This window comes from Streptomyces sp. 549 (assembly GCF_030124175.1).
In the GTDB taxonomy this organism is placed as follows: domain Bacteria; phylum Actinomycetota; class Actinomycetes; order Streptomycetales; family Streptomycetaceae; genus Streptomyces.
The window spans coordinates 102,385-121,573 of sequence record NZ_JASKMT010000010.1 but is presented as its reverse complement, the minus strand read 5'-3'; the positions used below and the strand labels follow the sequence as shown (position 1 = coordinate 121,573).

The window sequence follows — 19,189 nt, the reverse complement described above, 5'->3', positions numbered from 1 at the left end:
GCCGGTCAGTCGGCAGTGCGTACCTCCCCGCCCGGGGGGTGGCCGTGCGGGGCGCAGGGCGGGACCAGCCCGGTGGCCAGCTCGTCCAGGGCCCGGCGCAGCCGCAGCGCGTCCTGAGCGACCGCGCTGACCAGGAAGGCCGGGCCGTCCAGCGGGCAGCGCACCGCGGTGCCCGGCAGTACCTCCGTGCCGACCGGCCGTTGCGCGAAGGCGGGGTCGACGACCAGGAGCTGCCCGACGGCACGCATCCCGCCGAGCACCGCGCCGTCGTCCCAGCCGGGCACACCGGGGCCGTAGGACAGCTCCTGGTCCAGCAGCGGGCGGCCGGCCCGGTGCACGCTCAGGCGGGTGGTCAGCCGACCGGTGGTCTCCCCGGTGCGGCCGAGCACCTGCTCCTCGCGGAACACCAGCCGGGCGTCCGCGTCGAGGTCCACGCGGGCATCGGCGCGCAGGTCGCTGCCGCGGGCGCTGATCACCGGTTCTGGCAGCCAGTGCAGGGTCGCGCCCGCCCCGACCCGGTGCACGGTGTCGTAGTACGCGGCGCCGCCTTCGCGTCCGGGCAGCGCGACGGTGGCGGCGGTGGTGGTGAAGCGCAGCGCGGCCCCGGGCCGGACGTCGGTCTCAAGGCGCAGCCGGTCGCCGCCGAGGGGGTGTGTCATCGCCCCGACAAGTGCGACCGCGGCGTACGGTCCGGCGCTGCGCACCCGCCGCAGGGCGAGCGGACCGTCGCCGGCGAGTTCGGGGAGCGCCGTGCCGGTGCCGCGCCCGGGGGCGGCGGTGACACGCGCGGTGGCGGTGACACCGCCCGCGTCCGGGCTCACGTCGCGGTTCCGGTGGCCGCCCACCGGGCGAGCCGGGCGCGGACCCAGTCGGTGACCGGCTGCGCGCCGTCGTCGCCGGTGAGCGAGGTGAGGACGAAGGGCAGCGGACCGCGCTGCGCCGCCGCGTCGCGGGCCATGGCGTCCAAGTCGGAGCCCACGTAGGGGGCGAGGTCGGTCTTGTTGATGACCAGCAGGTCGGACGTGGTGACGCCGGGGCCGCCCTTGCGCGGGATGTCGTCGCCGCCGGCGACGTCGATGACGAAGATCTGGGCGTCGACGAGGCCCTTGGAGAAGGTGGCGGTGAGGTTGTCGCCCCCGGACTCCACGAGGAACAGCTCCACGCCGCCCTGGTCCGCGAGGTCGTGTTCGAGGTCCTCGATGGCCTCCAGGTTGGCGGAGATGTCGTCGCGGATCGCGGTGTGCGGGCACGCACCGGTCTCGACGGCGGTGATGCGCTCCGGTGGCAGCACGGCGTTGCGAAGGAGGAACGCGGCGTCCTCGCGGGTGTAGATGTCGTTGGTGACCACCGCGAGGGACACCTCGTCGCGCAGGGCCCGGCACAGGGCGGCGACGGTGGCGGTCTTGCCCGAACCCACGGGTCCGCCCAGGCCGATGCGCAGCGCTCTGCGGGTTCCGTCCGGCCGCAGGGTGTCGGCGCTGCGGGTGTGGGACGAGGCGGCGGTGTCACCGTGGTCGAGGTGCATGGACGGCTCCTTGGGGGCAGGTCGCGGCGTGCTGGTTGAACAGGTCGGGGTGTATCCGGGGGGCGGCATGGTTCGCGGCTCAGGAGGCGAACAGGCGGGTGGGCCAGGTGCCGTGCTCCTCGGCGCCGAGGTCGAGCAGCGGCGCGCTCGCGGCCGGCAGCGAGTTCGCGGTGCCCGTGGCGGCGTGCCGCTCGGCCCGGTCGGCGACCTCGTCCAGTTCCGGGGCTAGCCGGGCGAGCACGGCGGTCGCGTCGAAGGGGTCGAGGCTGAGCAGTCGGACGGCGGCGGTCGCCGGTGCGGACACGGCCTCGTAGGCGGCGGCGTGCGCGGCGTCCAGCGGGGTGAGGCCGGCGGCGCGGGCGGTGAGGCCGAGCACCACCGGCTGGTGCGCGCCGCGCGGGCGGGCGGCGGCCAGCGCGTCGAGCCGGTCGTCGGGCCAGGTGGCACGGGCGGCGCGCATCAGCTGGCGGCCGAGGCGGCGCGCGGTGCGGCGCAGCGCGGGCGAGGGGGTGCGGGCGTCGGCGGCGGCGTCCAGGGCGAGCGGGTCGGTTCCGGCGCAGGCGGCTGCGGCGAGGGCGGCGGCGACCAGCCCGGTGGTGTGCAGCCGTCCGCGGCAGAAGCCGGCCAGGCTGGCGGCGTCGGTGATGCGCCCGGCTGCGACCGCCGCCTCGGCGCCGCCGGAGTGGGCGTGGCCGCCGGCGGGGAAGCGCCCGTCGGCCAGGAGCAGCAGCGCCGCGCGGGCGTGGAGGGTCACGGCGTGTCCGTCAGAAGAGGAAGTAGCGCTGGGCCATGGGCAGTTCCGCAGCGGGTGCCGGTTCGACGCGGTCGCCGTCGATGGTGACGGTGAAGGTGTCGGGGTCCACCTCGACGTGCGGCAGCGCGGTGTTCTCCCGCATGTCGGCCTTGCTGGTGCCGCGGGTGCTGCGGATCGCCACGAAGGGCTTGCCCAGGCCCAGCCGCTCGGGCAGTGCGTCCTCCAGGGCCAGCTGGTTGGTGAAGTTGACGGAGTTGGCGGCCGGAGCGCGTCCGGTGGCGCCGAACATCGGGCGCGGCAGGACGGGCTGCGGGGTGGGGATGGAGGCGTTGGCGTCCCCCATTTGGGCGTAGGCGATCTGGCCGCCCTTCAGCACCAGGTGCGGTTTGACGCCGAAGAACGCCGGTTCCCACAGCACCAGGTCGGCGAGCTTGCCGGCCTCGACCGAGCCGACCTCGTCGGCGATGCCCTGGGCGAGAGCCGGGTTGATCGTGTACTTCGCGACGTATCGGCGGGCCCTCAGGTTGTCGGCGCGTCCGTCGCCGGGCAGCGTGCCGCGGCGGCGCTTCATCACGTGGGCGGTCTGCCAGGTGCGCAGCACGACCTCGCCGATGCGGCCCATGGCCTGGGAGTCGGAGGAGATGATCGAGATGGCGCCGAGGTCGTGCAGGATGTCCTCGGCGGCGATCGTCGAGGGTCGGATGCGGGACTCGGCGAAGGCCAGGTCCTCGGGGACGGACGGGTTGAGGTGGTGGCAGACCATCAGCATGTCGAGGTGCTCCTCGACGGTGTTGACGGTGTGCGGCCGGGTGGGGTTGGTGGAGCTGGGCAGCACGTGGGGCCGGCTCACGACGGTGATGATGTCCGGCGCGTGGCCGCCGCCCGCCCCCTCGGAGTGGTAGGCGTGCAGGGTGCGGCCGGCGACGGCGGCCAGCGTGTCCTGCACGAAGCCGGCCTCGTTGAGGGTGTCGGTGTGGATGGCCAGCTGTACGCCGGTGTCCTCGCACACGCCGAGGCAGGCGTCGATCGCGGCGGGTGTCGCTCCCCAGTCCTCGTGGATCTTGAAGCCGACAGCGCCGCCGCGCAGCTGACTGGTCATCGCCTCGCGGGAGACGGTGTTGCCCTTGCCGAGGAGCCCGATGTTGACCGGCATGCCGTCCATGGCCTCGAACATGCGGGCCGTGTGCCAGGGGCCGGGTGTGACGGTGGTGGCCTTGGTGCCCTCGGCGGGCCCGGTGCCGCCGCCGAGCAGCGTGGTGATGCCGGAGGCGAGCGCCTCGTCGACGAGTTGCGGGCAGACGAAGTGCACGTGGGCGTCGATGGCGCCGGCGGTGAGGATGCGGCCGTTGCCGGAGATGATCTCGGTCTCGGGTCCGATGACCAGCTCGGGGTGGACGCCGTCCATGGTGTCGGGGTTGCCGGCCTTGCCGAGGGCCGTGATCCGGCCGTCGCGGATGCCGATGTCGGCCTTGACCACTCCCCAGTGGTCGAGGACGAGGGCGCCGGTGACGACGGTGTCGGGGGCGCCCTCGGCGCGGGTGGTGCGGGCCTGACCCATCGACTCGCGGATGACCTTGCCGCCGCCGAACACCGCTTCGTCGCCGGCCCGGCCGGGGCCGCCCGCGAGGTCCTGCTCGACCTCGATCAGCAGGTCGGTGTCGGCCAGCCGTACCCGGTCGCCGGTGGTGGGGCCGAACAGGTCGTGGTAGGCGGCGCGGCTCAGTTCGGTCATCGTCGGCTCCGGTCAGTCATCGAGGGCTCCGGCGGTCTCGCCGCGCAGCCCGGGGACGACGCGCAGGCCGGTGAGCGGTACCAGCCGCACCTCGACGGGGATGCCCGGTTCGAAGCGCACGGCGGTGCCGGCGGCGACGCCCAGCCGCTTGCCCCGGGCGGCGTCCCGGTCGAAGTCCAGCCCAGGGTTGGCTTCGGCGAAGTGGTAGTGGGAGCCGACCTGGACGGGCCGGTCGGCGGTGTTGAGTACGGTCAGCACGGTCTCCGGCGCGCCCTCGTTGAGCGTCACCGGTTCCGTCGCGAGCAGGACCTCGCCGGGGATCATGGGGGCCCTTCCGCTCAGACGATCGGCTCGTGCACGGTGACCAGCTTCGTCCCGTCGGGGAAGGTCGCCTCGACCTGGACGTCGCGGATCATCTCGGGGATGCCGTCCATGACGTCGTCCCGGGTGAGGACCTGGCGTCCGGAGGCCATGAGTTCGGCGACGGTGCGGCCGTCCCTGGCCCCTTCGAGGATGTGCACCGTGAGCAGCGCGAGGGCCTCGGGGTGGTTGAGGCGCACACCGCGGGCGTGCCGCCGGGCGGCCACGTCGGCTGCCACGTGGATGAGCAGGCGTTCCTGCTCGTGCGGGGTCAGTTGCACGCCGTTCCACCTCAACCATCGACAAGCCGCCGGTACCTGGCCACGGCCTGAGGCTAGTCGCGAAGCGTTTCGCGGGCGTTAACTTCCCCGGCGCGCCGCGCGGCGGGGTTTCCTGGGCCGGTGCGCGCCCCGCCCGGCACGGGCCGGGCGGGCGCGGGTCGGGCGGAGCGGCCGTCAGGTGCGGTTCTCTCCGGCGGGCGGGTGCCCGTGGCGGGCGGCGATACCGAAGCGGTGCCGTTCGCCGGCAGCGGACGTGCCGGGCCGGACGGTGGACACGGTACTGATCGGCTCCTCGACGCCTCGGCCGCGAAGTTCCTCGAGAAGTTCCAGGTCAGCGGCGGAGACCAGGGCCACCAGCGGTTTGCCGTGCCGGGTGACGACCACACGTTCGCTGCCGTACACCACCCGGTTGATCAGGTCGGCGAGCTCGGCGCGGGCTTGCGTCACCGGAATCTCATACGTCATGCTCCCAGTCTAACGGCATGTACGTCCTGTACGTTTTGAGCAGAGGAGCCGCCGTGGGTCCCGTGTCCGCCCGCCATGTCCTGCCTTCCTTCACCGAACGCACCGGTGCCCTCACCCGTACCCTGGACCCCTACTCCAAGCTGCTCGACGAGCGCATCGTGATGCTCGGCACGCCGATCGACGACGCCGTGGCAGGCGACGTGGTGGCGCAGCTGATGCACCTCGAGCACGCGGCGCCCGACCGGCCGCTCTCGCTCTACGTCAACTCCCCAGGCGGCTCGTTCACCGCGATGACCGCGATCTACGACGCACTGCGCTTCGTCGACTGCGAGGTGGAGACGGTGTGCCTGGGGCAAGCCGCGTCAGCGGCGGCCGTGCTGCTCGCCGCCGGCACCCCCGGGCGCAGGCTGGTGCTGCCGCACGCCAGGGTGCTCATCCACCAGCCCTCGTTCGCCGAGCCGGTGCACGGGCAGGCGCGCGACCTGGAGATCCAGGCCGCCGAGCTGCTGCGCACCAGGGACACGCTGGAGCGCATGCTGGCGCTGCACTCCGGCCGGTCCCGGGAGCAGGTCGCCGCCGACATCGCGCGCGACCACATCCTCGACGCCGCCTCGGCGGTGGCCTACGGCCTGGCCGACCACGTCGTGTCCGGCCGGGCTCCGGCACGCGCCCGCGCGGGCCGGTGAGGCGACGGTGTCGCAGAAGCTGCCGCCGGAACTGCCGCCGCTACCCGCGCTGACCGGGGCGGAGGGCGAGCTGCTGGACCGCTACCTGGAGGTCGTCGACCTGCTGGGGCGGATCAACCCGGCCCGCTGCACCCAGACCTACGGCGGACTGCGCGCGGCTCAGGCGCTGGTGGGTGCCGCGGAGGGGCTGCGGGAGGCCCTTTCCGTCATGCACGAACGGGGCGAGCGGGAGGTGCACGCGGCGACCCTGGCACGGGCGCTGCGCGTGCTGGACGGCGAGCGCCGGACGTTGCGCGTCGGTCTGCCGCCATCGCCGCCACCGCCGTGAGGGCCGCCCGGCCGGCCCGGGTGCGCATAATCCGGCCGGTGAGGGCAACCCGTCCTGTTATGGCCGCTGAGATCCCGGTGACCCGCAACGAGACGCCGCTCGAACGGGACGACCGCAACTTCGTGGAGCTGCTCCAGGAACTGCGCGTCATCCAGACCGGCGTGCAGATCCTGTTCGCATTCCTACTCACCCTGGCGTTCACCCCGCGGTTCCCCGACCTGGACTCCTACCAGCGGGGCGCGTACGTCACCACGCTCATGCTCGCGGCGCTCGCCGCCATCGTCTTCACCGCGCCCGCGGTGCTGCACCGCTCCCTGTTCCGGCGCGGCGCGAAACGGCGGGTGGTGGAGGTGTCGTCGGTGCTGGCCAGGGCCGGTCTGGGCGTGCTGGCGCTCAGTCTGACCGGAGCGGTGCTGCTGGTGGTGGACGTGGTGATGGGACGGGCCGCGGGCCTGTGCGCGGCGGGCGGGATACTGCTGGCCTGCGCGGCGCTGTGGCTGGCACTGCCCTGGGAGGTCGGCCGCCGCCACCGGGAGCGCGTGCTCCCGACCGACTGAGAGCCCCGCCCGGCCCCCGCGGGCGCGTCCCACTCAGGTCGGGGCCGGGGCCTGCCACGGGAGCGCGATCCACACCGTCTTGCCGCCCTCCTCCGTGGGCACCACCGACAGCCGCCCGCCGGACTCGACGGCGAGCGCGCGGATGATGGAGAGGCCGCGCCCGTTGTCCTGCTGGACGGCGGCGGGCAGCCGGCGGGGCCACCGCGGGTGGCTGTCGGTGACACCGACACACAACCGCTCATCCCGTTCGAGGTGGACGTCCACGGTGAAGGTGGGCGACTGACCGCGGGTGTGCTGGACGGCGTTAGTGGCCAGTTCCGACACGATGAGCCGGACGGAGTCCACGGTCGCGGGGTCCGCGCCCGGTCCCCATTCGGCGAGTACTCCCGTGACGTATCTTCGCGCCTCGGGCACCGAGGCCGGAGTGCTCGGCAGGGTGACGCAGGCGTGTTGGTGGTCTGCCATGTCGAGGCCGTCCCTTTCCCATCGGGGCGGTACTCCGGCGGGGTTGCGAGGAGTGGGGGCGGAGCCGCCCGCGAATGGCTGCTGCGCGACAGACTGCCACCCGGGGGGCCCGGATGCGCCCGATCCACCGACATGCGCGGATATCTGTCGCTCGATGCGGTGAACTGTGCGACAGCAGAACCTATTTGGGGCAGGTCGGGCGGCTGGGGTGTCGCCGCGGCGCCCTGCGGGCGGCAGGCGGAGGCTCAGTGGCCGGGCGGGGCGGTGGCGCGGATCGTCTCCACGGCCCGGTCCAGTTGTGCGTCCGTCAGGTCGGCGCGGACGGTCAGCCGCAGCCGGGAGACGCCGTCGGGCACCGACGGCGGCCTGAAGCAGCCGACGGACACCCCCGCCGCACGGCAGTCGGCCGCCCAGCGCACGGCCGCCTCCGGCGAGGGCGCCCGCACCGACACCACCGCCGCGTCCGGCCGCACCGCGGTGAACCCGGCGCCGGTCAGCGCGCCGTGCAGCACGGCGGCGGCCCGCCGCGCCCGTGCCGCCCGCTCGGGCTCGGCGCGCAGCAGGCGCAGCGCGGCGAGGGCGGCACCGGCGGCGGCCGGGGCGAGGCCGGTGTCGAAGATGAAACTGCGGGCGGTACTGACCAGGTGCGTGACGACCTTCGCCGAACCGAGCACGGCACCGCCCTGCGAGCCGAGGGCCTTCGACAGGGTCACGGTGGCCACTGTGCCGGGGGCACCGGCGAGCCCGGCGGCGTGGACCGCGCCGCGTCCGCCGGAGCCCACCACGCCCAGGCCGTGGGCGTCGTCGACGAGCAGGCCGGCGCCCAGTTCGCCGCACACCCCGCCCAGTTCCGCCAGCGGTGCGGCGTCGCCGTCCACCGAGAACACCGAGTCGGTCACGGCGAGCGCCGGGCCGTCGTGCCCGGCGAGCGCCTTGCGCACGGCCTCGGGGTCGGCGTGTGCGGCGACGGCGGTCTGCGCCCGGGCGAGGCGGCAGCCGTCGATGAGCGAGGCGTGGTTGTCCGCGTCGGAGACGACCAGCGATCCGGCCGGGGCCAGCGCGGTCACCGCGGCGAGGTTCGCCGCGTAGCCGGAGGAGAACACCAGGGCGGACTCGAAGCCCAGGAAGTCGGCCAGTTCGCCCTCCAGCTCGGCGTGCAGCCCGGTGGAGCCGGAGACCAGCCGCGACCCGGTGGCACCGGCTCCCCAGTGACGGGCGGCGGAGGCCGCCGCCTCGGTCACCGCGGGGTGGCGGGCGAGGCCGAGGTAGTCGTTGCCGGCGAGGTCGAGCAGCGGCGAGCGGGCGGGGCGGGGGCGCAGCGTCCGCGCCAGACCGGACCGCTCGCGCTGCTCGCGTGCCGCGTCGAGCCAGCCGAACGGGTCCTGGTGCGCCTCGGGCATGGGGGACCGTTCCGTGGGAGCTGTGGGGACCTCATAGAACCTAGTGGCGCTCAAGCCCGGTCAGGGTGTGGCAATGCACACACCTGTTTCCGGTCTCGTTGTGGGTTCTCTCCTTGGCCCGGGGCTGCCGGGTGAGCGAGGATGCGCGCCATGGAGCTGCTGAACACGCTGGTGGACAAGGGGTTGCGGCGCGAGCTGCCGACGCGCGAGGAAGCGCTCGCGGTGCTGGCGACCTCCGACGACGAACTGCTCGACGTGGTGGCCGCGGCCGGAAAGGTGCGCCGCAAGTGGTTCGGGCGGCGGGTGAAGCTGAACTACCTGGTCAATCTGAAGTCCGGCCTGTGCCCGGAGGACTGCTCGTACTGCTCGCAGCGCCTCGGCTCGAAGGCGGAGATCCTCAAGTACACCTGGCTGAAGCCGGAGCAGGCCGCGGAGGCCGCGCGGGCCGGCGTGGCCGGCGGCGCCAAGCGGGTGTGCCTGGTGGCGAGCGGGCGCGGTCCCACCGACCGGGACGTGCAGCGCGTCTCGGACACCATCTCGGCGATCAAGGAGCAGAACGAGGGCGTGGAGGTGTGCGCCTGCCTCGGCCTGCTGTCCCAGGGGCAGGCCTCCGCGCTGCGGGACGCGGGCGCGGACGCCTACAACCACAACCTCAACACCTCCGAGTCGACCTACAAGGACATCTGCACCACGCATGACTTCGCCGACCGCGTCTCCACCGTGGAGCAGGCGCAGGCCGCCGGTCTGTCCGCCTGCTCGGGCCTGATCGCGGGCATGGGCGAGACGGACGAGGACCTCGTGGACGTGGTGTACGCGCTGCGGGACCTGGACCCGGACTCGGTGCCGGTCAACTTCCTCATCCCGTTCGAGGGCACGCCGCTCGCCCAGGAGTGGAACCTGACCCCGCAGCGGGCGCTGCGCGTCCTGGCCATGGTCCGGTTCGTCTGCCCCGACGTGGAGGTGCGGCTCGCCGGCGGCCGGGAGGTGCACCTGCGGTCGATGCAGCCGCTGGCGCTGCACCTGGTGAACTCGATCTTCCTCGGTGACTACCTGACCAGCGAGGGCCAGGCCGGGCAGGCCGACCTGGACATGATCGCGGACGCCGGCTTCGAGGTGGAGGGCGCCGGCACGGTGACGCTTCCCGAGCACCGTGCGGACGCCGCGGCGGCCGGAGGCTGCGGGTCCGGGGGTGGCTGCGGGCCCTGCGGCGATGACGACTCTCCCGAGGCGGCCGAGCCGACGGCGGCTGAGTCGGTCGCGGCCGAGCCGGTCACGGCGGCGGTCCCCTCCCCCGCCGCTTCGGCCGTCGAGCAGCCGGCCCGCGCGAAGGTCGCGGTGCGCCGGCGCGGGGCCGGTACGGAGCTGCCGCCCAATGCGTGAGGCGATGCCGGTGGACGTGCTGCTGGCGCTGGACCGGCAGCACGTCTGGCACCCCTACGGCCCGATGCCCGGCCGGGGTGCGCCGCTCGTCGTGGAGTCGGCATCCGGGGTGCGGCTGCACCTGGCCGAACCGCTGGCGGGGCGGCGCGAACTGGTCGACGGCATGTCCTCGTGGTGGTCGGCCGTGCACGGCTACAACCACCCGGTGCTCAACGAGGCCGCCCGCGAGCAGCTGGGGCGGATGAGCCATGTCATGTTCGGCGGGCTCACCCACGAGCCCGCCGTGCGCCTGGCGAAGCGACTTGTCGACATCACCCCGGACGGGCTGGAACACGTGTTCCTCGCCGACTCCGGATCGGTGTCGGTGGAGGTCGCGGTGAAGATGTGCCTCCAGTACTGGCGGTCGGCCGGTGAGCCCGCCCGGCAGCGGCTGCTCACCTGGCGCGGCGGCTACCACGGCGACACCTGGCAGCCGATGTCGGTGTGCGACCCCGACGGCGGCATGCACCACCTGTGGTCGGGTGTGCTGCCGCGGCAGGTGTTCGTGCCGGAGCCACCGGCCGGGTTCGACGCCGAACCGGACCCCGCCTACGCGGACCTGCTGCGGGAGGAGGTGCGGCGGCACGCCCACGAACTCGCCGCGGTGATCGTCGAGCCGGTGGTGCAGGGCGCGGGCGGCATGCGCTTCCACTCCCCCGCCTACCTGCGGGTGCTGCGCGAGGTGTGCGACGAGACGGGCGTGCTGCTGGTGTTCGACGAGATCGCCACCGGCTTCGGCCGGACCGGGGCGCTCTTCGCCGCCGAGCACGCCGGTGTCTCTCCCGACGTGATGTGCGTCGGCAAGGCGCTGACGGGCGGATACCTGACCATGGCTGCGACGCTGTGCACGCCGCGCGTGGCGGACGGCATATCGCGCGGCGAGGTGCCGGTGCTGGCGCACGGCCCGACGTTCATGGCCAATCCGCTGGCGGCGGCCGTCGCCGACGCCTCGGTGGGCCTGCTGGTGGAGCAGGACTGGAAGGGCGAGGTGCAGCGGGTCGAGGCAGGGCTGCTCCAGGGCCTGGCGGAGGCGCGCTCCCTGCCGGGTGTGCGCGACGTGCGGGTGCTCGGGGCGATCGGCGTGGTCCAGCTCGACCACGAGGTCGACATGGCGGCTGCGACGGCCGCGGCGGCCCGCGAAGGCGTGTGGCTGCGCCCGTTCCGCGACCTGGTGTACACCATGCCGCCCTACGTCACCGGTGACGAGGACGTGGCCCGGATCGGTGCGGCCGTGTGCGCCGCCGCCGAAGCGGGGTGAGGGCGTGGCGGTGACGGTGGTGACCGGCACGGGCACCGGAGTGGGTAAGACGGTTGCCACCGCGGCGCTGGCGGCGGCGGCCGTCGCGGCGGGCCGCACGGTGGCGGTGCTCAAGCCCGCCCAGACCGGCGTCGGCCCCGACGAGCCGGGCGACGCGGCGGAGGTGGCACGACTGACAGGCGGCGCGGTGACCTGCGGTGAGCTGGCCCGGTGGCCCGACCCGCTGGCGCCGGAGGCGGCGGCCCGCCGGGCGGGGCAGCCGTACCTGCCGCCGGAGCGGATCGCCGAGGAGGCCGCCCGGCTCGCAGCCGGCCACGACCTGGTGCTGGTGGAGGGCGCCGGGGGGCTTCTGGTCCGCTTCGACGACCGGGGCACGACGCTGGCGGACGTCGCGGTGATGCTGCGCGCCCCGGTCCTGGTGGTCGCAGCCGCCGGTCTTGGCACGCTCAACGCGACCGCGCTGACGGCCGAGGCGCTGCGCGCCAGGGCGCTGGAGTGCCGGGGCGTGGTGGTGGGCAGCTGGCCGGCGCGGCCGGACCTCGCGGCCCGCTGCAACCTCACCGACCTGCCGCCTGCGGCCGGGGCCCCGCTGCTGGGCCTGCTGCCGGAGGGTGCGGGAGGTCTGGACAGCGCCGCCTTCCGGGAGCGGGCGGCGATGTGGCTCGCCCCGGAGCTGGACGGCCACTGGGCGGGAGAGCCACCCGCGCCCCTGGCCTGAGCCGCCTCCACCCGTTTCCGGCAAACCGTCTTCAACGGGTCGACACCTCGCCCGGGTGGTGCTGGGATGCTGTCATGAACGATCTGCACGTCCGCACCGCCCGGCCTGAGGACACCGAACCGGTGCTGGCGTTCTGGGGCCTGGCTGCCGAGGGCGTGAGCGTCAGCGACGATCCGGCGGGCGTCGCCCGGCTGATCGGGCGGGACCCGCAGGCGCTGCTGCTGGCCGAGCGCGGCGGCCTGCTCTTGGGCAGTGTGATCGCCGGCTTCGACGGGTGGCGCTGCCACCTGTACCGCCTCGCCGTGCACCCCGCCCACCGGCGGACCGGCGTCGCCACAGCGCTGCTCGCGGCGGCCGAGAAGCGGTTCGCCGAACTGGGCGGGCGGCGCGGTGACGCCATGGTGCTGGACCGCAACGAGCGCGCCCACCAGGCGTGGGTGGCGGCCGGTTACAGCCGCGAGCCGCAGTGGAGCCGCTGGGTGAAGCACCTGTGAGGGGCACGCCGCGCACCCGGTCGGCGGCAGGACACTCCCGTATGGTGTAGGGGTTCTCGCCGGCGTCGACCGCCGGCCTCAGCTGAATGCGGAAAGGGGTCAGCGTCCGTCCATGGGCGAGCCTCCAAGTCCCGGCACCGGGCACACCTCCTTGTTGTCGTCCCTGACAGCGGGCCGGAGGTGACCCTGTGACCCAAGTCCTCCCGCTGGTCCTGGCCCTGCTGCTGACCCTCGCCTGCGGCATCTTCGTCGCCGCCGAGTTCTCGCTCACCACCGTCGAGCGAGGCGCGCTGGAGCGGGCCGTCTCCGACCGCGAGCCGGGGGCGGCCGGCGCGCTCAGCGCCGTGCGGTCCCTCACCTTCCAGCTGTCCGGCGCGCAGCTGGGCATCACCGTCACCGGCCTCATCATCGGCATGCTGGCCCAGTCGTCGGTGGCCGTCCTGCTGTCCGGCCCCGTGCGGGCGGTCGGGCTGCCCGAGCAGGCCGCCGCCAGTACCGCGCTGGTGCTGGCCACCGCGCTGTCGACGGTGGTGCTCATGGTCGTCGGCGAGCTGGTCCCGAAGAACTGGGCGATCTCCCGGCCGCTGCCCGTGGCCAAGCGCGTCGCCGCGCCGCAGCGCGCCTTCTCGGCCGTGTTCCGCCCCCTGATCAGGCACCTCAACAACACGGCGAACCGCACCGTGCGCCGTATGGGCCTGGAGCCCACCGAGGAGCTGGCGTCGGCCCGTTCCCCACAGGAGCTGGTCGCCCTCGCCCGACACTCCGCCCGGGTGGGCGCGCTGGAGGCGGACTCCGCCGAGCTGTTCATCCGCACGCTGCACCTGGCCGAGCTGAGCGCCGAGAACGTGATGACCCCCCGGGTGCAGGTCACCGCCCTGGAGGTGCACGCGACGGCCGCCGATGTGGCCAACGCCACCAGGGCCACGGGCCTGTCCCGCTTCCCCGTCTACCGCGACACGCTCGACACGGTCGTCGGTGTGGTGCACATCAAGGACGTGCTCGCCGTCCCCGCGGAGCTGCGGGCCGGGCAGCCGGTGACCGAGCTGCTGCGCGAGCCGCTGCTGGTGCCCGAGTCGCTGACCGTGGACCGCCTGCTCGACCGGCTCTCGGAGTCCCGCAGCCTGGCCGTGGTGATCGACGAGTACGGCGGCACGGCCGGTGTGGTGACCCTGGAGGACATCGTGGAGGAGGTCGTGGGCGAGGTCCGCGACGAGCACGACCCCCACGAGGCCCCCTACCTCGCGCCTGTGGGCGCCGACGCCGAGGGCCGCGAGGTGTACGACGCGGACGGCAGCACCCGCACCGACCAGTTGGAGGCGATCGGGCTGCGGGCACCGGACGGGCCCTACGAGACGCTGGCCGGGCTCGTCGCCACCGGGCTGGGCCGCATCCCCGCCGAGGGTGACCGGGTGGACGTCGCCGGCTGGCAGATCGAGGTGGTCGACGCCACCGGGCGCCGTGCCGCCCGCGCGCGCCTGCGGGCACCGGAAGACGGGGCGGAGGGCCCGGACCGGGCCGGCGACGGTCCGGCGTCCGCCCGTGAGGAGGTCGGCCGGTGATCGCACTGCAGTTGTTCGTCGGCCTGCTGACCCTGGTCGTCAACGCCTTCTTCGTCGGTGCGGAGTTCGCCATGATCTCGGTGCGCCGCAGCCAGATCGAGCCGCGCGCGGAGCTGGGGGACCGACGGGCCAAGCGCGTGCTGTGGGGGTTGGAGCACGTCTCCGCGCTGCTGGCCACCGCGCAGCTGGGCATCACGCTGTGCACGCTGGTGCTGGGCATCGTCGCGGAGCCGGCCATCGCCCACCTGCTGGAACCGGCCTTCGAGTCCGTCGGTGTGTCCGGCGCGCTGGGCCACACCATCTCCTTCGTCATCGCCCTGTCGCTCGCCACCTACCTGCACATGCTGTTCGGGGAGATGGTCCCGAAGAACATCGCGCTGGCGGAACCGGAGCGCACCGCGCTGCTGCTGGGCCCGCCGCTGGTGGCGGTCACGCGGGCGCTGCGGCCCTTCGTCTTCACCGTCAACACCTTCGCCAACACCCTGCTGCGGCTGCTGCGGGTGGAGCCCAAGGACGAGGTCGAGTCGACGTTCTCCGACGACGAGCTGGCCCGGCTGGTGGCCGACTCCAGCGCGGCTGGCCTGCTGGACACCCGCGCCACCGAGCGGCTGCGGGACGCGCTGGAACTGGGCAGGCGCCCGGTCGCCGAGGTGGTACGGCCCGGCGAGCGGGTGGTGGCGGCGCGGCTGGGCGTGACGCCGGAGCAGTTGGAGCGGCTGTCCGCCAGCTCGGGTTACTCCCGCTTCCCCGTGGTGGACGGCGCCGGCCGGGCCGTGGGCTATCTGCACGTGAAGGACGCCCTCGACGCCCACTCCCGGCATCTGCCGTTCCCGGTGGCGGCCCTGCGCCCGGTGGCGCGGGTCCGCGCCGAGACCCCGCTGGACGACGTGCTCGGGGCGATGCGCAGCAGCGGCACCCACCTGGCCGCGGTGATCGGTCAGGACGGCCGCACCGACGGGCTGGTCACCATGGAGGACGTGCTGCGTGAACTGGTCGGCCGCAACCTGACCGGCTGACCGCCGGGCGCGTCCGCGTCCGCGCGGGCGCGCCCCGCCCCGCCCCGACAGCAGGCTCATTGCCCCGGGCAACCGGTTGCCCGCTACCATGGTGGCGCCATGGACAACGCACCGCGGATCAACAGCTTCGTCGCCCTCGGCGACTCCTTCACCGAGGGCATGTCGGACCTGCGGCCCGACGGCACCTACCGCGGCTGGGCCGACCTGCTGGCCGCCCGTCTGGCGACCGGCTCCGAGGAGTTCCGCTACGCCAACCTGGCGGTGCGCGGCAAGCTCATCCAGCAGATCGCCGACGAGCAGGTCGACCCCGCCGCCGCCATGGGGGCCGACCTGGTCACGCTGGTGGGCGGCCTCAACGACGTGCTGCGCCCGCAATGCGACATGGGCCGCGTCTGCGGCCTGCTGGAGGAGGCGGCACAGAAGCTGGCGACGTCCAGCGGCCGACTGCTGCTGATGCGCAGCCCCGGGCGGCGCGGCCCGGTCCTGGAACGCTACCGGGCCCGCATGGAGGAGCTGTTCGCCTTCATCGACGACCTGGCCGCCCGCACCGGCGTCGGCGTCGTGGACCTGTACGCCTCCCCCGCTCTCAGCGACCCCAGGATATGGGCCGACGACCGGCTGCACCTGTCCGCGGAGGGGCACCGCAGGGTGGCCGAGGCGGTCTGGCAGCATCTGGGCCGCCCCTCGGAACTGGACTGGAACGCCGCCCTGCCGCCGTCCGCACGTCCGGCGTGGCACGCCCGGGTCACCGCCGACGTGCGGTTCACCCGGCGCCACCTGGTGCCGTGGATCGGCCGGCGGCTGACCGGCCGCTCCTCCGGCGACGGGCGCCTGCCCAAGCGCCCCGACCTGGCACCGCTGGCCTGGGACGACACCCCGTAGAATCCCTGGACGTGACTGACAAGCCGCGCATCCCGAACGTCCTCGCCGGCCGCTACGCCTCCGCGGAGCTGGCCGTCCTGTGGTCCCCCGAGTACAAGGTGACGCTGGAGAGGCGGCTGTGGCTGGCCGTGCTCCACGCGCAGAAGGACCTGGGCATCGAGGTGCCCGAGCAGGCACTCGCCGACTACGAGCGGGTCCTGGAGGACGTGGACCTGACCTCCATCGCGGAGCGCGAGAAGGTCACCCGGCACGATGTGAAGGCGCGCATCGAGGAGTTCAACGCGCTCGCCGGCCACGAGCAGATCCACAAGGGCATGACCTCCCGCGACCTCACGGAGAACGTGGAGCAGCTGCAGATCCGGCTGTCGCTGGAACTGGTCCGGGACCGCACCGTGGCACTGCTGACCCGGCTCGGCGCGCTCGCCGCGGAGCACGGCGCGCTGGTGATGACGGGCCGCTCGCACAACGTGGCCGCGCAGGCCACCACGCTCGGCAAACGGTTCGCCACCGCCGCCGACGAACTGCTGGTGGGGTTCGCCCGGCTGGAGGAGCTGCTCGGCCGCTACCCGCTGCGCGGCGTCAAGGGCCCGGTGGGCACCTCCCAGGACATGCTGGACCTGCTGGGCGGTGACGCGGAGCGCCTGGCCGAACTGGAGCAGCGCATCGCCGCACACCTGGGCTTCGCGCACACCTTCACCTCGGTGGGCCAGGTCTACCCGCGCTCGCTGGACTACGACGCGGTGAGCGCGCTGGTCCAGCTGGCCGCGGCACCCTCGTCGCTGGCCCGGACGATCCGGTTGATGGCCGGCCAGGAACTGGTCACCGAGGGCTTCAAGGAGGGCCAGGTCGGCTCGTCCGCGATGCCGCACAAGATGAACACCCGCTCCTGCGAGCGGGTCAACGGACTCGCCGTCATCCTGCGCGGCTACGCGTCGATGGTGGGCGAGCTGGCCGGCGACCAGTGGAACGAGGGCGACGTCTCCTGCTCGGTGGTCCGCCGGGTGGCGCTGCCAGACGCGTTCTTCGCCTTCGACGGCCTGCTGGAGACCTTCCTGACGGTACTGGACGAGTTCGGCGTGTTCCCGGCGGTCGTGGCCCGGGAGCTGGACCGCTACCTGCCGTTCCTCGCCACCACCAAGGTGCTCATGGCGTCCGTCCGGGCCGGTGTGGGGCGCGAGCTGGCCCACGAGGCCATCAAGGAGCACGCGGTGGCCTCGGCGCTGGCGCTGCGCGCCGGGGCGAAGGACAACGAGCTGCTGGACCGGCTCGCCGAGGACCAGCGGCTCCCGCTGGACCGCGCAGCGCTGGACGCGCTGATGGCGGACCGCCTGTCGTTCACCGGGGCGGCCGGCCAGCAGGTGGCCGCCGTCGCGGCGCGCGTCGAGGAGGTCGGCAAGCGGTACCCGGAGGCCGCCGCGTACCGGCCCGGAGCGATCCTCTGACTCCGGAGGAGCTGGCGGCGGCCCGCGACCGCCTGGTGCCCGACGTGGTGGCCGAGGGGCTGCGGGTGCTGTTCTGCGGCATCAACCCGGGGCTGATGTCGGCGGCGACCGGCCACCACTTCGCCCGTCCGGGCAACCGGTTCTGGCCGGTGCTGCACGCGTCCGGTTTCACCCCCCGGCGGTTGGCGCCGGGCGAGCAGCACGAACTGCTCCGCTGGGGCCTGGGCATCACCAACGTGGTGGCCAGGGCGTCGGCGCGCGCCAACGAGGTGAGTGCCGAGGACTTCCGCGAGGGCGGCCGGCTGCTGGTGGAGAAGGTGACGCGGCTGCGCCCGCAGGTGCTTGCCGTGGTCGGCATCACCGCCTACCGCACGGCTTTCGGCGACCGCCGTGCGGGCGTCGGCCCGCAGCCGGCCGGTATCGGTACGTCCCGGGTGTGGGTGCTGCCCAACCCCAGCGGGCTGAACGCGCACTGGACGCCGGCCGCCATGGCGGAGGCCTACGCGGAGCTGCGCCGCAGCCTCGGCGAGGACGGCTGATCCCGCCGGACCCCCGGCGCACGGCACCGGGGCAAACGTACGCCGGACCGTGATCGTCCCCGCACTCGCCGTGCCTTTCGCCAGCGGATACGATCCGGCCACAGGGGCGAGGAGGGAGGAGGACGTTGGGGAGGCTCACCGGTGGGGACCCGTCCCTGCTGCGCAGGATCAACTCCACGGTCGTCCTGCGAGCGCTGCGCACCGCGGACGGCTGTGCCACGCTCACGGACCTGGTACGCAAGAGCGGGCTCTCCCGCCCGACGGTGGAGATAGTCGTCGAGGGGCTGATCGACGGCGGTCTGGTCGCCGAGGTGCCCAGGGACCCGGCCGACGGCCGGCGGCAGGGCCGTCCGGCACGCAGGTTCCGGTTCCGGGCCGAGGCGGGCCATCTGCTGGGCATCGAGATCGGCCCGCACCGGGTGTCCGCCGTCCTGGCCGACCTCAACGGCAAGCTGCTGGGCGCAGCCGAGCGGGAGGTCTCCGAGGAGGCGTGCGCGGACGACCGCCTGGAGCAGACCCGCTCGGCGGTGTCCGACCTGCTGCGGCGCTCGGAGGTGGCCCGCTCCACCCTGCGGGCGGTCGGCGTGGGCAGTCCCGGCATCGTCACCGCGGACGGCGCGGTGCGCCTGTGCACGGCTCTGCCGGGTTGGACGGGCCTGCCGCTGGGCGAGCGGTTGCGCCGCTCGTTCCGCTGCCCGGTGCTGGTGGAGAACGACGCCAACGCGGCGATGCTCGCCGAGCACTGGAAGGGCACGGCGGTCGGCTGCGACGACGCGGTGATGGTGCTGGCCGGCCTCAGCCCCGGTGCCGGGTCACTGATCGGCGGGCGGCTGCACCGCGGCTACGGCGGTGCGGCGGGTGAGATCGGCGCGCTGCACCTGCTGGGTCGCGAGGCGTTCCCGGAGCGCCTGCTGTCCACCACGGGCGAGCCGCTTCACCCACTCGACGAGGCCGCGGTGGCGCGGGTGTTCAAGATGGCGCGGGACGGCGACGAGCGCGCCCGGCAGGCCGTGGACCGCTTCGTCCAGCGGCTGGTGCACGACGTCGCGGCACTGGTGCTGGCCCTCGACCCGGAACTGGTGGTGATCGGCGGCTGGGCGGCCGGCCAGGACGGCCTGCTGGACCCCCTGCGCCGCGAACTGGCCCGCTACTGCCTGCGTCCGCCCCGCGTCGAACTGTCCAAGCTGGGCGAGGCCGCCGTGGCGACGGGTGCCGTCCGTCTGGCACTGGACCATCTGGAACGGCAGCTGTTCACGGTGGAGGGCACCGCCGAGGGCTGACCGGCTCCCACCGTCCGCCCCGCCCGAGC

The 19,189-nt window shown here is 74.1% G+C and carries 22 protein-coding genes; 13 read left to right on the top strand and 9 right to left on the bottom strand.

What is annotated here, in order from left to right; all coding sequences use genetic code 11:
* Window positions 1–5: 5 nt before the first annotated feature.
* The 7 genes from QNO07_RS14255 to QNO07_RS14225 form a co-directional block, all read right to left on the bottom strand.
* Entirely contained in the window at window positions 6–821 is an 816-nt protein-coding gene (locus tag QNO07_RS14255; protein WP_283992347.1) for an urease accessory protein UreD, read from the bottom strand.
* Window positions 818–1,525: an urease accessory protein UreG gene (gene ureG, locus QNO07_RS14250; RefSeq protein WP_283992346.1), complete on the bottom strand. Its 708-nt coding sequence runs from the start codon at window positions 1,523–1,525 to the stop codon at window positions 818–820. Before ureG ends, QNO07_RS14255 begins: the two co-directional genes overlap by 4 nt.
* A 79-nt stretch (window positions 1,526–1,604) precedes the next feature.
* Entirely contained in the window at window positions 1,605–2,279 is a 675-nt protein-coding gene (locus tag QNO07_RS14245) for an urease accessory protein UreF (protein ID WP_283992344.1), read from the bottom strand.
* Between the two features lie 10 nt (window positions 2,280–2,289).
* Complete coding sequence (locus tag QNO07_RS14240) at window positions 2,290–4,011, bottom strand: urease subunit alpha (RefSeq protein ID WP_283992343.1); 1,722 nt, start codon at window positions 4,009–4,011, stop codon at window positions 2,290–2,292.
* A 12-nt stretch (window positions 4,012–4,023) separates the two neighbouring features.
* Complete coding sequence (locus QNO07_RS14235; protein ID WP_283992342.1) at window positions 4,024–4,335, bottom strand: urease subunit beta; 312 nt, start codon at window positions 4,333–4,335, stop codon at window positions 4,024–4,026.
* Between the two features lie 14 nt (window positions 4,336–4,349).
* The gene (locus tag QNO07_RS14230; RefSeq protein ID WP_283992341.1) at window positions 4,350–4,652 is read right to left on the bottom strand and encodes an urease subunit gamma; all 303 of its coding nucleotides are present in this window, start codon (window positions 4,650–4,652) and stop codon (window positions 4,350–4,352) included.
* A 174-nt stretch (window positions 4,653–4,826) separates the two neighbouring features.
* Window positions 4,827–5,117: a type II toxin-antitoxin system Phd/YefM family antitoxin gene (locus QNO07_RS14225; protein WP_283992340.1), complete on the bottom strand. Its 291-nt coding sequence runs from the start codon at window positions 5,115–5,117 to the stop codon at window positions 4,827–4,829.
* Window positions 5,118–5,170: 53 nt separating this feature from the next.
* Between QNO07_RS14225 and QNO07_RS14220 the strand changes: the two genes are divergently transcribed.
* The 3 genes from QNO07_RS14220 to QNO07_RS14210 are packed head-to-tail and all read left to right on the top strand — an operon-like array spanning window position 5,171 to window position 6,688.
* A complete protein-coding gene (locus tag QNO07_RS14220) occupies window positions 5,171–5,803 on the top strand; it encodes an ATP-dependent Clp protease proteolytic subunit (protein ID WP_283992339.1) in 633 nt (210 codons plus the stop codon).
* Window positions 5,804–5,810: 7 nt separating this feature from the next.
* Window positions 5,811–6,131 (top strand): hypothetical protein, encoded by a 321-nt coding sequence (locus QNO07_RS14215; RefSeq protein WP_502961842.1) that lies wholly within the window; start codon window positions 5,811–5,813, stop codon window positions 6,129–6,131.
* Window positions 6,132–6,190: 59 nt separating this feature from the next.
* Window positions 6,191–6,688 (top strand): DUF6328 family protein, encoded by a 498-nt coding sequence (locus QNO07_RS14210; RefSeq protein ID WP_283992338.1) that lies wholly within the window; start codon window positions 6,191–6,193, stop codon window positions 6,686–6,688.
* A 33-nt stretch (window positions 6,689–6,721) separates the two neighbouring features.
* On the opposite strand, the gene QNO07_RS14205 is transcribed toward QNO07_RS14210, so the two are convergent.
* Both QNO07_RS14205 and QNO07_RS14200 read right to left on the bottom strand, forming a co-directional pair.
* Window positions 6,722–7,153 (bottom strand): ATP-binding protein, encoded by a 432-nt coding sequence (locus QNO07_RS14205; RefSeq protein WP_283992337.1) that lies wholly within the window; start codon window positions 7,151–7,153, stop codon window positions 6,722–6,724.
* A gap of 245 nt (window positions 7,154–7,398) precedes the next feature.
* Window positions 7,399–8,553 (bottom strand): 8-amino-7-oxononanoate synthase, encoded by a 1,155-nt coding sequence (locus QNO07_RS14200; RefSeq protein WP_283992336.1) that lies wholly within the window; start codon window positions 8,551–8,553, stop codon window positions 7,399–7,401.
* 150 nt (window positions 8,554–8,703) lie between these two features.
* Between QNO07_RS14200 and bioB the strand changes: the two genes are divergently transcribed.
* From bioB to QNO07_RS14150, 10 genes are all read left to right on the top strand, one after another.
* Window positions 8,704–9,933 carry a biotin synthase BioB gene (gene bioB / locus QNO07_RS14195; RefSeq protein WP_283992335.1) on the top strand — a complete coding sequence of 410 codons (1,230 nt, stop codon included), beginning with the start codon at window positions 8,704–8,706 and terminating at the stop codon, window positions 9,931–9,933.
* Window positions 9,926–11,230: an adenosylmethionine--8-amino-7-oxononanoate transaminase gene (locus QNO07_RS14190; protein ID WP_283992334.1), complete on the top strand. Its 1,305-nt coding sequence runs from the start codon at window positions 9,926–9,928 to the stop codon at window positions 11,228–11,230. The genes bioB and QNO07_RS14190 overlap by 8 nt, the downstream gene beginning before the upstream one ends.
* A 4-nt stretch (window positions 11,231–11,234) precedes the next feature.
* A complete protein-coding gene (gene bioD / locus QNO07_RS14185) occupies window positions 11,235–11,948 on the top strand; it encodes a dethiobiotin synthase (RefSeq protein WP_283992333.1) in 714 nt (237 codons plus the stop codon).
* A 74-nt stretch (window positions 11,949–12,022) separates the two neighbouring features.
* Window positions 12,023–12,442, top strand: a complete 420-nt coding sequence (locus QNO07_RS14180; protein WP_283992332.1) for a GNAT family N-acetyltransferase — start codon at window positions 12,023–12,025, stop codon at window positions 12,440–12,442.
* 188 nt (window positions 12,443–12,630) lie between these two features.
* A complete protein-coding gene (locus QNO07_RS14175; protein WP_283992331.1) occupies window positions 12,631–14,001 on the top strand; it encodes a hemolysin family protein in 1,371 nt (456 codons plus the stop codon).
* Window positions 13,998–15,017 (top strand): hemolysin family protein, encoded by a 1,020-nt coding sequence (locus QNO07_RS14170; protein WP_283992330.1) that lies wholly within the window; start codon window positions 13,998–14,000, stop codon window positions 15,015–15,017. The genes QNO07_RS14175 and QNO07_RS14170 overlap by 4 nt, the downstream gene beginning before the upstream one ends.
* Before the next feature lie 99 nt (window positions 15,018–15,116).
* Window positions 15,117–15,899 (top strand): SGNH/GDSL hydrolase family protein, encoded by a 783-nt coding sequence (locus QNO07_RS14165; protein ID WP_283992329.1) that lies wholly within the window; start codon window positions 15,117–15,119, stop codon window positions 15,897–15,899.
* Between the two features lie 11 nt (window positions 15,900–15,910).
* Window positions 15,911–17,341, top strand: a complete 1,431-nt coding sequence (gene purB, locus QNO07_RS14160; RefSeq protein ID WP_283992328.1) for an adenylosuccinate lyase — start codon at window positions 15,911–15,913, stop codon at window positions 17,339–17,341.
* Entirely contained in the window at window positions 17,338–17,880 is a 543-nt protein-coding gene (gene mug, locus QNO07_RS14155) for a G/U mismatch-specific DNA glycosylase (RefSeq protein ID WP_283992414.1), read from the top strand. The genes purB and mug overlap by 4 nt, the downstream gene beginning before the upstream one ends.
* Window positions 17,881–18,005: 125 nt before the next feature.
* Window positions 18,006–19,160: an ROK family transcriptional regulator gene (locus tag QNO07_RS14150; protein ID WP_283992327.1), complete on the top strand. Its 1,155-nt coding sequence runs from the start codon at window positions 18,006–18,008 to the stop codon at window positions 19,158–19,160.
* Window positions 19,161–19,189: the final 29 nt, after the last annotated feature.

Excerpts from the sequence above, each read along its gene's own strand:
- QNO07_RS14190 (WP_283992334.1), top strand. The coding sequence starts at position 9,926 with ATGCGTGAGGCGATGCCGGTGGACGTGCTGCTGGCGCTGGACCGGCAG.
- QNO07_RS14235 (WP_283992342.1), bottom strand. The coding sequence starts at position 4,335 with ATGATCCCCGGCGAGGTCCTGCTCGCGACGGAACCGGTGACGCTCAAC.
- QNO07_RS14210 (WP_283992338.1), top strand. The coding sequence starts at position 6,191 with ATGGCCGCTGAGATCCCGGTGACCCGCAACGAGACGCCGCTCGAACGG.
- QNO07_RS14165 (WP_283992329.1), top strand. The coding sequence starts at position 15,117 with ATGGACAACGCACCGCGGATCAACAGCTTCGTCGCCCTCGGCGACTCC.
- QNO07_RS14205 (WP_283992337.1), bottom strand. The coding sequence starts at position 7,153 with ATGGCAGACCACCAACACGCCTGCGTCACCCTGCCGAGCACTCCGGCC.
- QNO07_RS14225 (WP_283992340.1), bottom strand. The coding sequence starts at position 5,117 with ATGACGTATGAGATTCCGGTGACGCAAGCCCGCGCCGAGCTCGCCGAC.
- QNO07_RS14200 (WP_283992336.1), bottom strand. The coding sequence starts at position 8,553 with ATGCCCGAGGCGCACCAGGACCCGTTCGGCTGGCTCGACGCGGCACGC.
- QNO07_RS14240 (WP_283992343.1), bottom strand. The coding sequence starts at position 4,011 with ATGACCGAACTGAGCCGCGCCGCCTACCACGACCTGTTCGGCCCCACC.
- ureG (WP_283992346.1), bottom strand. The coding sequence starts at position 1,525 with ATGCACCTCGACCACGGTGACACCGCCGCCTCGTCCCACACCCGCAGC.
- QNO07_RS14180 (WP_283992332.1), top strand. The coding sequence starts at position 12,023 with ATGAACGATCTGCACGTCCGCACCGCCCGGCCTGAGGACACCGAACCG.
- bioB (WP_283992335.1), top strand. The coding sequence starts at position 8,704 with ATGGAGCTGCTGAACACGCTGGTGGACAAGGGGTTGCGGCGCGAGCTG.